This is a genomic window from Thioalkalivibrio sp. ALMg13-2 (genome assembly GCF_000381185.1).
In the GTDB taxonomy this organism is placed as follows: Bacteria; Pseudomonadota; Gammaproteobacteria; order Ectothiorhodospirales; family Ectothiorhodospiraceae; genus Thioalkalivibrio; species Thioalkalivibrio versutus.
The window spans coordinates 13,745-26,417 of sequence record NZ_KB906118.1 but is presented as its reverse complement, the minus strand read 5'-3'; the positions used below and the strand labels follow the sequence as shown (position 1 = coordinate 26,417).

The following is a 12,673-nucleotide window of genomic DNA, read 5'->3' as shown; positions in this document are numbered from 1 at the left end:
TTTTTGAGAACCATTCCGCAAAACCCTAGTCTCTGTATCGGACATTCATGGATCCGTCATGGAATCGGTTGGCGTTTGACGCCGGCTGCCGACGGGAAGGAAACCGGTATGACCGAACAATCGAAGCGCAAGGGACGGGTCACTCGCTCCGCGCGCTGTGGGCGAGCCTTCCGGGCATTGATCCCGGCGGCCCTGCTGGCGTTACTGGCCGGGTGTGGTTCGGAGAACGGGCAACCCGGAACGATGGTTTCCAACGCGGCTGCGGGCGATCGCCTGGCCTCCGTGGATGAGACCGGCACGCTGCGCGTGGTGACCCGCAACGCACCCACCACCTGGTACTTTGACCAGCATCTGGAGACGTCCGGCACCGAGCACGACCTGGTCGAAGGCTTTGCCCTGGCGCATGGCTGGAAGGTGGAATGGGTCATGGCCGACTCGGTTTCCGGTGTCCTCGAGGCGCTCGAATCCGGCGCGGCGCACATGGCGGCAGCGGGTCTGACCCATCTGCCGTCGCGTGACGAGCGCTTTCGCCGCGGTCCGCACTACATGGAGGTGAGCGAGCAGGTCGTCTGCCATCGCGACTTGTCCGGCTTGCCGGGTTCGACGGACGAGCTGGAGGGCGTCGATCTGGTCGTCTCGGCCGGCAGTAGCTACGTCGAAACCCTGGAGGAGGCGCTTCCGGAATCGGTCGATTTCGAGGTGCGCGAGATCGGCACCGAGCGCCTGATGGCGCAGGTCGCCCGGCAGGAGATCGGCTGCACCGTGGCTGATTCGCACATCGTGCGTTACAACCGCCGCTCCTTCCCGCATCTCGACATCGCCTTCGATCTGTCCGCGCCGCGCGCGCTGGGGTGGTATGTCGATCCGGAGCATGCCGAGCTCGCCGAGCGGGCCGCCACCTGGATGCAGGGCGCCGGTGGCCGCGAGCTGCGCGACCTCGTGGACGAGCGCTATTACGCCTACATCAACCAGTTCGACTTCGTCGACCTGCGCGCGCTGAACCGGCGCATAGAGGATCGCCTGCCCCAGTACCATCCCCACTTCGAGGAGGCGGCCGAGCGCACGGATCTGCCCGCGGATCTGCTGGCTGCACTGGCCTATCAGGAGTCGCACTGGGATCCGGAGGCGCGCAGCCCGACGGGTGTGCGCGGGCTGATGATGCTGACCCGTCGCACCGCCGAGTCGCTGGGCGTGGATCGCCTGGACCCGGTGGAGAGCATCGACGGCGGGGCCCGCTACCTGCAGCGTCAGCACGGGTTGCTGCCGGATGACATCGTTGAGCCGGATCGTACCTACCTGGCGCTGGCGGCCTACAACATCGGCCGGGGCCACCTGCTGGATGCGCGCCGCCTGGCGCGCGAGCTGGGACGGGACCCGGATCGCTGGGCCGACATGCGCGAGATCCTGCCGCTACTGACCGAGGAGCGTTACTACAAGGATCTGCGCTACGGCTATGCGCGCGGGTATCAGCCGGTGTACTACGTGCAGCGCATCCGCAATTACCGCGACGTGATCCGCCCGGTGTTCGTGGCCGAGGACGAGATGTCGGATCGGGTCGTCGTCAGCCGCGATTGACCCGTGACCCCTTGCGGTCGCCCATAACGAGGTCGTCCAGCATCCGTTTCCAGTCCGGCTCCAATCGCCCCGGCGTCCACGCGCGGACGTCGGGTGCGGGCGGGGCGCCTTGTTGCAGCCATGCCTGCAGGCGCTGCGTCAGCGTGTCGACATCGCCTTGCGGGTAGCGACAGGCATCGGGGTATTGTTCGCGGTAGGCCAGGGCATCCGGGACCAGCGGTGTGGCACCAGCGGCGCTGGCCTCCAGCACTGCCAGGCCCTGGAACTCGTGCCGGGCGGTACTGACGACGATGCCTGCGCGGCCCAGTAACGCGTCGTATTCGCTGCGGGGCAGCTTGCCATCGGCGATGATCCGGTTCCCCAGGGCCTCGCGCAGCTTTTGCAGGGGTTCGGGGGCGTTCGCCGGCCGCGGTCCCAGCAGGGCAAGACGGAAATCCACGCCCGACCCGGCCAGCGTCAGCATGGCCTCGGCAAAGACCTCCGGGGCCTTGTCGTATTCCCAGCGGTGATTCCAGAGGATCAGGCCCGGATCGCGAGTGCCGCCGGCCACGGCCGTTGGCTGGATCGGCACCGGGAGGATCGCGCTGCGCTGCGTCAGTCGGTCCCGTATCCCGGGAGGTACCGCATCCGGCATGCGTCCGAGCAGGGTCGCCATCCCTTCCAGGAACGAGTCGCGGTTGAACGCCGAGTTGAAGGCGATGCGGTCCGCGGCCAGCGCCGCATAGATCTGCACCATCTGCGGGTCCACCGAATCCACCTGTTGCGGGCCCAGCGGATAGGCAAACTGGTTCTCGTGCACGTAGTAGAGCGTCGGCAGGGCGGCGAGATGCGGATGGAGTCCGCGCAGGGTGGCGAGATCCACCATCGAGGTGGCGATGACCGCGTCGGCTTCCGTGGTCGCCAGTTCGTCCAGCCAGGAGATTGGGTTGCCGCGGATGCGCCAACGGAAGTGGCGCCCCGGCAGTTCCAGTAGCCGCCAGTCGAACGCATCGAAGGTGCTGGTTAACCAGTCCGCCCAGGCCGCGTGGCTGTCGGCGCGATAGGCGGACAGCAGGAGGATGCGCTTGCGATGGTCCGGCACGCCCCTGTGCGCCTCCGGTCGGAGAGGGGCCACCGGTGCGGCCCCTCGTTTGATTACCAGGTCAGGACTTTGCCGGCCGACCCCAGCGAAGGCAAGGCCTGCGAGGGCGTAAGCAAGGGGAGGTTCGGGTAGGCCAGATCCGATTCATCCATTCCGTTCAGCTCAAGCGATTGCCGGCAGCCCATCATCTGGACGCCGTTGTCCATGGCGTTCTTCATGAAGTCGGCGATGCTCTTGCCGCCCTCCATGGGATGGATGTTCTCGGCGACGCCGGTTTTCAGCAGTTCCGTGGCCGGCCCGGTGAAGTACATGATGACGTTCTGTTCGCTTGCGGCGGCGGTGGCCGCCAGAAAGAAGGCCGACGGCAGACGACGCTTGTTCTCCGGCCCGGTGATCATGATGACAACAAGATCGGCGGTTTCTTCGCTCATGTTGGTTTCTCCTTCGGGGACGTTGGGACGGCGTGGTTATGCGCCCGGTGCCGTCCAGCGCTCGCCGGCCATGGGCTCGTCGACCGGGGTGCCGGCGATGTGGTTGGTGTAGTTGGACAGGGTCTTCAGGCCGATCGCCAGGATCACCTCCAGCATCTGCGGGTGCGTGTAGCCGGCGTCCAGGAAGGCCTGCTGGGTGGCCTCGTCGATCCAGCCACGCTGTTCGATCATGGCGCGGGTGAACTGGCGCAGCGCCTCCAGCTTCGGGTCGTCGATCGGGCGGTCCTCGCGCAGCGCATCGACCACGCCGTCCGGAACGCCGGTCATGCGGCCGGTCATGCTGTGCGCGGCCATGCAGTAGTCGCATTCGTGATAGCGGCTGACCGTCAGCAACAGGGTGCACTGCTCGGTCGGGCTCATGGAGGTCTGCTGCAGCAGGGTATTGAGGGAAAGATAGGCCTCCGCCAGGGCTGGCGCGCTGGCCATCTTGCGGATCAGGTTGGGGACCATGCCGAAGGTCTGCTCGGCCTGCTCGAAGGCCGGCTTCGCGTCGGGGGCGCTGGCGGCGTCATGCAGGGGGAAGTGTTCATCGCTCATGGTGGACCTCCGGGGTCGGGTTGAGCAGGAGCGCCCCGAGCGCGGGGCCCAGGCGCAGGATCGTGGCCGGATCCTGATCGGCCTTGGCCATCACCAGGATCCCTTCCATCAGCGCCAGCCACTGTTCGGCGGCGGCCGCGGTGTCGGTTTCGGGCGGAAGCTCGCCGTTCTGTACGGCCGCGTCCAGCACGGCGCGAAAATGTGCGGTGACCGCATCCAGGTGCTTCCGGATCGCCTGGCGCAGGGCCGGGTTGTGGGTACCCATCTCCACCGCCAGGTTGCCGAAGGGGCAGCCGGGCAGCTGTCCGGATTCCGACTGCATCCGCGCCTCGAAGGCATGGATCGCATGGACGAACGCGTCGATGCGAGCGCGGAGCCCGTTGGCGTCCGACAGCCCGGGGATCAGCACCTCGCGCTCGAAGTCCGCGTAGAGCGCGTCCAGCATCGCCAGGGTGAGCGCCTCCTTCCCGGGGAAGAAGTGGTACAGACTGCCCTTGCGCACACCCGCCTGCGCGCAGATCTCGGCGATGCCGACGGAGGCGTAGCTGCGCGTGACAATGAGGTCGCGGGCGGCCTGCAGCAGGGCTTCGCGGCTTGCGCCGCGGGTGTCGTTGGGTGTGATGGCTTCCATGTCTTTGCACACTAGTTGACCGGTCGGTAAAGTGCAAGGACGACACCTGGTACGGAGACGAGCTAATGACGCGCGAACGGGGTCTGCAGGATGGGGACGAGGGTGGCGTGGCCATCCCGGCGCACTACGCCGAATCCTGGGCGGATGGCTTTGGGGTGCGTGGCTGGAAGCTGGATCTGCCAGGACGCGGCGCGGACGTGATCGCGGCGACGCCCTTCGCCGGCGAGCGCATCCCGACGTCGGTGTTCGTGCACGACATCGTGGATCATCACTTGTGCGGGTTTGCCCTGTCCGGTTATCGCGACGAGGCCGGGGCATTGATCCAGCTGGCGCAGCGCACGGGTTCCGACCCGGTCCCGGACTTCGTTCAGATTATCGACGAGGATTTGATGCCGGGCGCTTTCGAGAGCGATGACTGGCGCGAGCTGTTGCCCGCATCGCTGGTCGCGACGGTGGAGGCCGCCGCGGATACGCGTTCCGGGATGGCGCAGTTGCGCCAGCAGTGGGGTGACGGGCTGCTGCGCGCGCTGTGGATTGCCGGGTTCGTCGAGACCGGCTGGAGACTGGGGGATGCGGCCCGTTCCGGATGGGAGCGCCACGGCCTGGAATACGCGGCCCGGGGTGCCACTGCGTTGGCGCTGCAGCGGCTGTTCGAGCGTGTCGACGCGAGCGTCCTGGAACAGGGCTGGATACAGGCGGAAGGCGAGTTCCGGGTCGCGACGGATGCCGTCGGCTTTCGTTTCGAGGGGGACGAGGCGGAGCTCTTTGAGCGTGTCGAGATGATGGACTGAGCCGCTTTCCGGAAAGGAACGCTGGGCCTATTCCGTGTCGCTCCGTTCGCGGGGAATCTCCAGGGATGGCCGGTGCAGGTGATAGCCCTGCGCCATGTCCACGCCCAGTTCGGCCAGCATCGCGAGGGTCGGGCCGTCTTCCACACACTCGGCGACGGTGCGTTTGTCGAGACCGCGGGCGACATCGACCATCGCGCGGATGAAGGCCTGGTTGTCGCGGTTGTTGGGCAGATCGCGCACGAACATGCCGTCGATCTTGAGGATCTGCACGCCCAGGTACTTGAGATAGGCGAAGGTGGAGAAGCCGGAGCCGAAGTCGTCCAGGCAGACGGTGCAGCCGGTGTGCTGCAGCGCCTCGATGAAGCGCTGGGCGTCCTGCATCTCGGACACCGCGGCGGTCTCGGTCAGCTCGATGATCAGCCGGCGGGGCTCGACCGCATGCTGTGCCAGCTGCTGGGCGATGTACTGCGGAAGGCTGGGTTCGTCGAAGCTGCGCCCGGAGATGTTGATCGCGATGCCGGCGATCGCCGGGTCGCCGGCCAGGCGGGCGATGCTCTCGCGGATCACCCAGCGGTCGATATCCAGGATCTGGCCGGTCTTCTCCGCGATCGGGATGAACTGGCCGGGCATGGCGATCTCGTCGGGTTTGGTCGGGTCGCGCATGCGCACCAGGGCCTCCAGGTGGTGCAGGTGGCCGTCATCGATGGCGTAGATCCCCTGGTAGTGCAGCTCCAGATGGCCCAGTTCCAGGGCCGAGGCGATGCGCTGGCTCCAGGACATCCGCTCCAGCATGTGCTCGGCGGTGTTGCGGCTGCGGTCGAATACCGCCCAGGTGTTCTTGCCCAGGTCCTTGGCCTGGTACATCGCGGTGTCCGCGTGGGCCACCAGGTCCTCCACGTTGTCACCGTGCTCGGGGTAGTGGGCGATGCCGATGCTGGCGGTGAGCCGGTAGTTCTGGCCGCGGAAGCGGAACGGGATCGAGGCGATCGCGCGGCCAACGCGTTCGGCCAGCTCGATCGGCTCGTGCTCCGAGTCGCGATCGACCAGGATGGCGAACTCGTCGCCGCCCAGGCGGGCGAAGATATCCTGGCTGCGAACCAGCGCGGCGATCTCGCCGGCCGCGCGTACCAGCACGGTGTCTCCGGCGCGGTGGCCGAAGGTGTCATTGATGGTCTTGAATTCGTCGAGATCGAAATACAGCAGGGCAAAGCGGCCGCTGCGGCGGCGTTCGCTGTGGATCATGTGTTCCAGGTGCTTCTGGAAGTGATGGCGGTTGTAGAGCCCGGTCAGGGCATCATGCTCGGCCAGATAGACCAGCTGCTGGGCGGTCTGGCGCTCGTGGGTCACGTCCTCGTACAGCCACAGGCGGCCGATGGTGCGCTCGTCGGTATCGTGCACCGGGTAGGAGACCTGGGTGAGGATGCGCCCGTCGTACAGGTCGACCTCGAAGCGTTCGCTGATCTCGTGGGTATCCAGCACGTGCAGCACATGGCGCGAGGCGTGGTCCGGCCGGGCGAAGCGGTGGGTGGAGTGCTCCAGCACCTCGCGTGAGGCCCGTCCCACCAATTCCAGTTGGTTGTCGATGGCCCACATCCGGCGGAAGGCCGGGTTCACGTATTCCACGCGGCCGTCGCGGTCCTCGAACAGGATGCCGATGCTCATCGCGGAGAGCAGGGCGGCCATGCGCCCCTGTTCGCGCTGGGTCAGTTCCAGCAGGCGGGATTGTTCGTCGCGCGAGGTCTCCAGCTCGGCCAGGGCCTGCAGCAGCGCCTCTTCGTTGCGCTTGCGCTGGGTGATGTCGTGCGAGATCGCCACATACCGGGCCGTCTCGCCGCGGGGCGCCACCATCTGCAGGGAGATCTCGACCGGCACATCGAAGCCGTCGCGATTCCGGTGGCTGGTATCGAAGCGGAGCTGGTCGCGTACGCCCCGGCGCAGCGGCTCGATCAGCTGACGAAAGCGGCCTTCCGGGAAGTCCGGCTTGATATCAAAGGGGTGCAGGGTCAGCAGTTCCTCGCGCGCGATGCCGGTCTGGTCCACTGCTCCCTGGTTCACGTAGATGAAGCGCAGGGTCTCGACGTCGAACAGGAAGACCGCGTCCAGGGTCAGATCGAGGGTGGAGCGAAAGGCCTCCAGTTCGTCGGTCTTGGCGCGCAGGCTCTCGCTGGTGGTGACCAGTTCGTCGGCATCGATCACGTGGCCCTGGATGTACCGAAGCCGGCCCCGGTCGTCGTAGGTGCCGGCCCCGCGTTCGAATACCCAGCATACGCCCCCATCCTGCCGCATCATGCGCCACTGGATCTGAAACTGACCGGAGCGCTGAAGGCCTTCCGAGACCTCGCGCCATACCCGTTCGCGATCATCCGGATGGACCAGGTCGCCGAACGTCATGCCGCCCTCGACAAAATCCCCGCGCGGGTACCCGGTGAATTCCTCGAGCGCGCCCTCGGCATTGATCACGTCCCAGCTCGGGTTGTTGCGGCAGCGATAGACGAAGCCGTTGATGGTGTCGAGGATGCGCAACAGGTCGTCGCCCTGCTGGGTGCCCAGGGTACGGGTCAGGCTCATCAGTGCGATGCCGGCGAGGAGGGCCGTGAACATGCGCAACAGCTGTACCGGCAGCCCGGTCGCCTCGAGGAAGTCGCCATAGGTTGGCAGCCAGCCGGGCAGCCCCGGATCGACGGTCCCCGGGAACGGGGTCAGCAGGGCATAGCCGAGGAAGGCCAGTGCCAGGGTGGCTACGGCCGGATAGTGGCGGCCATGATCGCCGGGTTGCGGGGCGCGCAGGGCGGGGCGCCGCAGCAGGAACCAGAAGGCCAGGCCGACGAGCAGTGCGCCGGGGACGCCGACCAGGTAGCGCCCGCCATTGGCGAGGCCGCGGCCCGGATCCTCCGCCATCCCGACGACGAGCAGCAGTCCGGCGACGATGACCGGGTACAGCCACAGGGCATCCAGGCGGATGCGTGCGTGGCTGACGATCAGGGCGCGCCGTCCGAACTCCAGCAGCGGCACATAGGAGAGCAGTTGCCAGGTGGCGTTGAGCCACAGGTTCCGGGCGGGCGGATAGTGCAGGCCTGCGGCCTGCAGGAACTCGTAGGTGCCATGGACCAGACCGAACAGGGCCAGGAGCCAGAAATGCCGGGCAAACGGCAGCGTGCCATCGCCCCGCGGCAGTACCAGGGCGACCACGCCCAGAGAGAAAAATGCCAGGCCGTAGACCAGGTAGAGGATGGTGAAAGCGGCGGGCGAGAGGTCCATCAGCGGCCGACTCGCGAGTCGGGGCGTGGGTCGCCGGAGGCGATGCGGCGAGACGGCCGGGATGAGTGGTCAGGCACGCACATTCCTTTCGGCCACGTTCGGCAAGGGTGAGGCCGGTTTACGGAATTGAGGGTCTAGCTTGCGGGGAGGTGCGGCGGGGATGCAAGTCGCAGCGGGGGAGCGCTGCGGGAGGCAACGTCCGGCCCGGATACCCGGACCGGACGGAGGTGTCAGGATTAGGCCCCGACGTACTCGTCACACCAGCCAGCGGCGTTCACCTGAACACCCTGGAAGTCGGCGTGGAAGCACTGGCCCCATTCGGCGTCGCCGCCGCCCCAGAAGGCGCAGTTCTTGCACTTCTCGCCTTCCGAGTAGTCCTCGTGACCGGCAGCGTCTGCTGCATTGTTCACGTAGTCGTGGCGATGGCCGTCCTCGGCCTTGGGGTTGTCGGCCTTGGCCGTGGACATCCCAGCCATGCTGATCACCGGGATGGCCGCCACGGCCGCGGATGCCTGACGCAGGAACTTTCGACGATTTGCATTCGGTTGGTCGGACATGAGGTCCTCCGTTTGCTTCTGAGTGGATGGTTCTTCTTGTTGCTTGGAAGAGCGAACTTCGCCTTTTCGGATTGGGCGGGTTCACCCCCTTCGAGGCCTTCGGCCGCCGAGGGTTCCCCTGAATGTTTCAGGGATCAGGAAACCCCGTCCGGGGTCGAGCTTCGGCTGAGAGATGCAACTGCGGGGAGGAAAATTCCATTCCGGGCCACGCGTTCCGTAAGCGCGTGATGAAGATCACGCCATGCTGGGCTACCATTAGCGTCTGCTTATTCATATTGATCAGGAGGTGTGCGATGCAGCACAAGAAGACGATGTCGATGTTGGCCCTGGGTGCATTGGTGCTGGTGCCGTTCGCGCAGGCCAGCGCGGTCGAGCGCGGCATGGAGCCCAGCGTGGCCCTGCTGGGCGGGGTGGTTTCTCCGGACCTCTCCGATGCCAGTTCGGATGCGGCCTATGGCGTCGAGATCGGTGCCAACTGCCAGTTGTTTCAGCCGGCCACCGGGGTGCTGCGTCATCACTTCAGCGTGACCCGCTACAGCGACGACCCACTGAAGATGACCAGCGCGGAGATCAACAGCCACTGGATGTTCGAGCCGAACGAACGTCTGTCGCTGGGCTTCGGTCCGGGCATCGGTTACGTGCGGGCCGAGCTGGACGACGAGACGAACGGCCTGTGGGCGGCCCAGGTGGGCGGCAGCCTGAAGTACCAGCTGGATCGCCAGTGGTTCCTGGGGCTGGAGGCGCGTTACCAGTTCACCGAGAACGACCGTTTCGACGGCCGCCGCGCGGATGCCGACAACATGCGCGTGATGGGCAAGGTCGGGATGCAGTTCTGATCCGTTCGCCGATGCGGCAGGCAGGCATCCAGGGATACACCGATCAGGGTTTCCCTGGGGCTTGCCGTTCCCCGGGTGCCGGGGGACGATAGGGCAGCGCTGACATGCGAATGGGTTGCCCATGGCCGAACTTTCCGACCCCCAGTCCCCCCGCGCGGATCGCGATGTCCCGGCATGGCACAGCCAGAACGCGGATGCCGCGTTCGAACACTGGGGGACCTCGCGCGAGGGGCTGACGGCAGAACAGGCCGAGGAGCGCCTGGCGCACTACGGCCCCAATCAGTTGCGTCCGCCCGAACGGGCGGGTGTTCTCCGGCGCTTCCTGCGCCATTTCCACAATGTCCTGATCTACATCCTGCTGGTAGCCGCGCTGGGGACGGCGCTGCTGGGTCACTGGGTGGATACCGGTGTGATCCTGGCCGTGGTCCTGATCAACACGCTGATTGGGTTCGTCCAGGAGGGCAAGGCGGAGAAGGCGCTGGATGCCATCCGCCGCATGCTCTCCCCGCGCGCGCTGGTGGCGCGCGGCGGCGAGCGGCGCGAGATCCCCGCGGAGCAGCTGGTCCCCGGGGACATCGTGTACCTGCAGGCCGGGGACCGGGTACCTGCGGACCTGCGCCTGTTCGAGACCAAGAATCTGCGCCTGGAGGAGGCCGTGCTGACGGGCGAGTCAGTGGCGGTGGAGAAGGACACCGCCGCGGTAGAGTCGGAGGCGGATCTGGGGGATCGCCGCGGGATGGCCTTCTCCGGCACGCTGGTCGCCTTTGGCCGCGGTATGGGCGTAGTGGTGGCGTCCGGCGAGCACACCGAGATCGGGCGTATCTCCACCATGCTCGGCGAAGTCGAGGGGCTGGAGACGCCGCTGGTGCGCCAGATGGAGCAGTTCGGCCACTGGCTGGCCGCGGTGATCGTGGTGCTTGCGCTGGTCACCTTTGCCTTCGGCTACTGGGTGCGCAGCTATCCGCTGGACGAGATGTTTCTGGCTGCGGCCAGCCTGGCGGTGTCCACCATCCCCGAGGGATTGCCAGCGATCATGACCATTGCCCTGGCCATCGGGGTGCAGAAGATGGCGCGGTGCAATGCCATTATCCGCCGCCTGCCGGCGGTGGAGACCCTGGGTGCGGTCTCCGCGATCTGTTCCGACAAGACCGGCACGCTTACACGCAATGAGATGACCGCCCAGACCCTGCGTACGGCCACCCGCGAGATCCGCGTCAGTGGCGTGGGTTACGCGCCGCAGGGCCAGTTCTCCGAGGACGAGCGGGACATCGACCCGGACGACGACGCGCTGTTGAGCGAGGTGCTGCGCGCGGGTCTGTTGTGCAACGACGCCCAGCTGTACGAAAAGGATGGCGACTGGGTGATGGAAGGCGACCCGACCGAGGGCGCGCTGGTGACGCTTGCGCGCAAGGCCGGGTTGGACGTGCCCCTAGAGAGCAAACGCCACCCGCGCATCGATGTGATCCCCTTCGAGTCGGATCACCGCTACATGGCTACGCTGCACCACGACCACGAGGGGCACGCGCGGATCTTCCTGAAGGGCGCGCCCGAGCGCGTGCTGGAGCTTTGCGACCAGCAGCAGGTGGATGGCGAGACCCGCGAGGCGCTGGATCCGGAACACTGGCACGCGGCGATGGAGGCGGTGGCGGCCCGTGGCCAGCGCTTGCTGGCGGTCGCGGTGCGCGAGGCCGAAGCGGACGGTGGCGAGCTGCGTTTCGACGATGTCGAGGCCGGTGGCTTCACCCTGCTGGCGCTGGTGGGCATCATCGACCCGCCGCGCGAGGAGGCCATCCGCGCGGTGGCTGACTGTCGCGCGGCGGGGATCGACGTGAAGATGATCACCGGGGACCACCTGGCCACTGCGCGGGCGATCGGTGAGCAGCTGGGGCTGGGGCGGGATGCCGAGGCGCGTGCCGGCCACGAGCTGGATGCGCTGGACGATGCCGCGCTGGCGGAGATCGCGGAGCGCACGGATGTCTTTGCGCGGACCTCGCCGGAGCACAAGCTGCGGCTGGTGAAGGCGCTGCAGACGGGCGGACGGATCGTCGCCATGACCGGCGATGGGGTGAACGACGCCCCGGCGTTGAAGCGCGCGGATGTGGGCGTGGCCATGGGCGGGAAGGGTACCGAAGCGGCCAAGGAGGCCTCGGAGATGGTGCTGGCGGACGACAACTTCGCGTCCATCGCCCATGCGGTCGAGGAGGGCCGCACGGTCTACGACAACATCCGCAAGGCGATCCTGCACATGCTGCCGACCAACGCCGGGCAGTCGCTGACCATCATGATGGCCATCCTGATGGGCCTGGCGCTGCCACTGACCCCGGTGCAGGTGCTGTGGGTCAACATGGTGACCTCGGTGACGCTGGCGATGGCGCTGGCCTTCGAGCGCGCCGAGCCGGGGGTGATGCAGCGCCCGCCCCGCGCGCCGAATGCCCCGTTGCTGTCCGGCTTCCTGCTGTGGCGCATCCCGTTCGTTGCCTTGCTGCTGTGGGCCGGCACCTTCGGGCACTTCGTCTACATGGAGAGTCTTGCCGGGGTCGCCGACGAGGTCGCGCGCACGGTGGCGATCAACACCCTGGTGGCCGGACAGGCGTTCTACCTGCTGAATCTGCGGCTGATTCACCAGCCGGTGCTACCGGGCGGGGAGCTGTTCCGCTCGCGCGCGATGTGGCTGGCGATCGGGGTGCTGGTGGTGCTGCAGCTGGCGTTCACCTATGTCCCGCTGATGCACACGCTGTTCGGGACTACCGCCATCGGTGCGGACGACTGGGCGCGCATCCTGGCTTTCGGGCTGGCGGTGTTCGTGATCGTGGAGCTGGAGAAGCTGGTGGTGCGTCAAGTGATCGCGCGCCGGCGTGGGGTGGCACCGCAGGCCGTGTGACACGCACCCCCATGCTTTTCCGAGTCCATGCAGCC

10 protein-coding genes are annotated in these 12,673 nt (G+C 66.9%); 4 read left to right on the top strand and 6 right to left on the bottom strand.

Annotated elements, in window-relative coordinates; translation table 11 throughout:
* The first annotated feature begins 108 nt into the window (after positions 1-108).
* The gene (gene mltF, locus F618_RS0111460; protein WP_019568619.1) at positions 109-1,575 is read left to right on the top strand and encodes a membrane-bound lytic murein transglycosylase MltF; all 1,467 of its coding nucleotides are present in this window, start codon (positions 109-111) and stop codon (positions 1,573-1,575) included.
* Here mltF and F618_RS0111455 read toward each other — a convergent pair.
* Genes F618_RS0111455 through F618_RS0111440 form a run of 4 tightly spaced genes read right to left on the bottom strand, consistent with a single transcriptional unit; the run spans position 1,562 to position 4,315 of the window.
* Entirely contained in the window at positions 1,562-2,656 is a 1,095-nt protein-coding gene (locus F618_RS0111455; protein WP_019568618.1) for a DUF3524 domain-containing protein, read from the bottom strand. The genes mltF and F618_RS0111455 overlap by 14 nt on opposite strands.
* A 53-nt stretch (positions 2,657-2,709) precedes the next feature.
* A complete protein-coding gene (locus F618_RS0111450) occupies positions 2,710-3,087 on the bottom strand; it encodes a DsrE family protein (RefSeq protein WP_019568617.1) in 378 nt (125 codons plus the stop codon).
* A gap of 36 nt (positions 3,088-3,123) precedes the next feature.
* Complete coding sequence (locus F618_RS0111445) at positions 3,124-3,684, bottom strand: carboxymuconolactone decarboxylase family protein (RefSeq protein WP_019568616.1); 561 nt, start codon at positions 3,682-3,684, stop codon at positions 3,124-3,126.
* A complete protein-coding gene (locus tag F618_RS0111440) occupies positions 3,674-4,315 on the bottom strand; it encodes a TetR/AcrR family transcriptional regulator (protein WP_019568615.1) in 642 nt (213 codons plus the stop codon). Before F618_RS0111440 ends, F618_RS0111445 begins: the two co-directional genes overlap by 11 nt.
* A gap of 65 nt (positions 4,316-4,380) precedes the next feature.
* Here F618_RS0111440 and F618_RS0111435 point away from each other — a divergent pair, with 65 nt between their 5' ends.
* Entirely contained in the window at positions 4,381-5,106 is a 726-nt protein-coding gene (locus F618_RS0111435; protein ID WP_019568614.1) for a hypothetical protein, read from the top strand.
* Positions 5,107-5,133: 27 nt separating this feature from the next.
* Here F618_RS0111435 and F618_RS0111430 read toward each other — a convergent pair whose 3' ends face one another.
* Both F618_RS0111430 and F618_RS0111425 read right to left on the bottom strand, forming a co-directional pair.
* Positions 5,134-8,364 (bottom strand): EAL domain-containing protein, encoded by a 3,231-nt coding sequence (locus F618_RS0111430; protein WP_019568613.1) that lies wholly within the window; start codon positions 8,362-8,364, stop codon positions 5,134-5,136.
* A gap of 236 nt (positions 8,365-8,600) precedes the next feature.
* Entirely contained in the window at positions 8,601-8,921 is a 321-nt protein-coding gene (locus F618_RS0111425) for a high-potential iron-sulfur protein (RefSeq protein WP_018650444.1), read from the bottom strand.
* Positions 8,922-9,214: 293 nt separating this feature from the next.
* On the opposite strand from F618_RS0111425, the gene F618_RS0111420 reads away from it, so the two are divergent.
* The gene (locus tag F618_RS0111420; RefSeq protein WP_018650443.1) at positions 9,215-9,757 is read left to right on the top strand and encodes an outer membrane beta-barrel protein; all 543 of its coding nucleotides are present in this window, start codon (positions 9,215-9,217) and stop codon (positions 9,755-9,757) included.
* A gap of 121 nt (positions 9,758-9,878) precedes the next feature.
* Entirely contained in the window at positions 9,879-12,638 is a 2,760-nt protein-coding gene (locus tag F618_RS0111415) for a cation-transporting P-type ATPase (protein WP_019568612.1), read from the top strand.
* Positions 12,639-12,673: the final 35 nt, after the last annotated feature.

Coding starts and splice junctions, on each gene's coding strand:
- mltF (WP_019568619.1), top strand. CDS start 109: ATGACCGAACAATCGAAGCGCAAGGGACGGGTCACTCGCTCCGCGCGC.
- F618_RS0111450 (WP_019568617.1), bottom strand. CDS start 3,087: ATGAGCGAAGAAACCGCCGATCTTGTTGTCATCATGATCACCGGGCCG.
- F618_RS0111445 (WP_019568616.1), bottom strand. CDS start 3,684: ATGAGCGATGAACACTTCCCCCTGCATGACGCCGCCAGCGCCCCCGAC.
- F618_RS0111440 (WP_019568615.1), bottom strand. CDS start 4,315: ATGGAAGCCATCACACCCAACGACACCCGCGGCGCAAGCCGCGAAGCC.
- F618_RS0111435 (WP_019568614.1), top strand. CDS start 4,381: ATGACGCGCGAACGGGGTCTGCAGGATGGGGACGAGGGTGGCGTGGCC.
- F618_RS0111430 (WP_019568613.1), bottom strand. CDS start 8,364: ATGGACCTCTCGCCCGCCGCTTTCACCATCCTCTACCTGGTCTACGGC.
- F618_RS0111425 (WP_018650444.1), bottom strand. CDS start 8,921: ATGTCCGACCAACCGAATGCAAATCGTCGAAAGTTCCTGCGTCAGGCA.
- F618_RS0111420 (WP_018650443.1), top strand. CDS start 9,215: ATGCAGCACAAGAAGACGATGTCGATGTTGGCCCTGGGTGCATTGGTG.
- F618_RS0111415 (WP_019568612.1), top strand. CDS start 9,879: ATGGCCGAACTTTCCGACCCCCAGTCCCCCCGCGCGGATCGCGATGTC.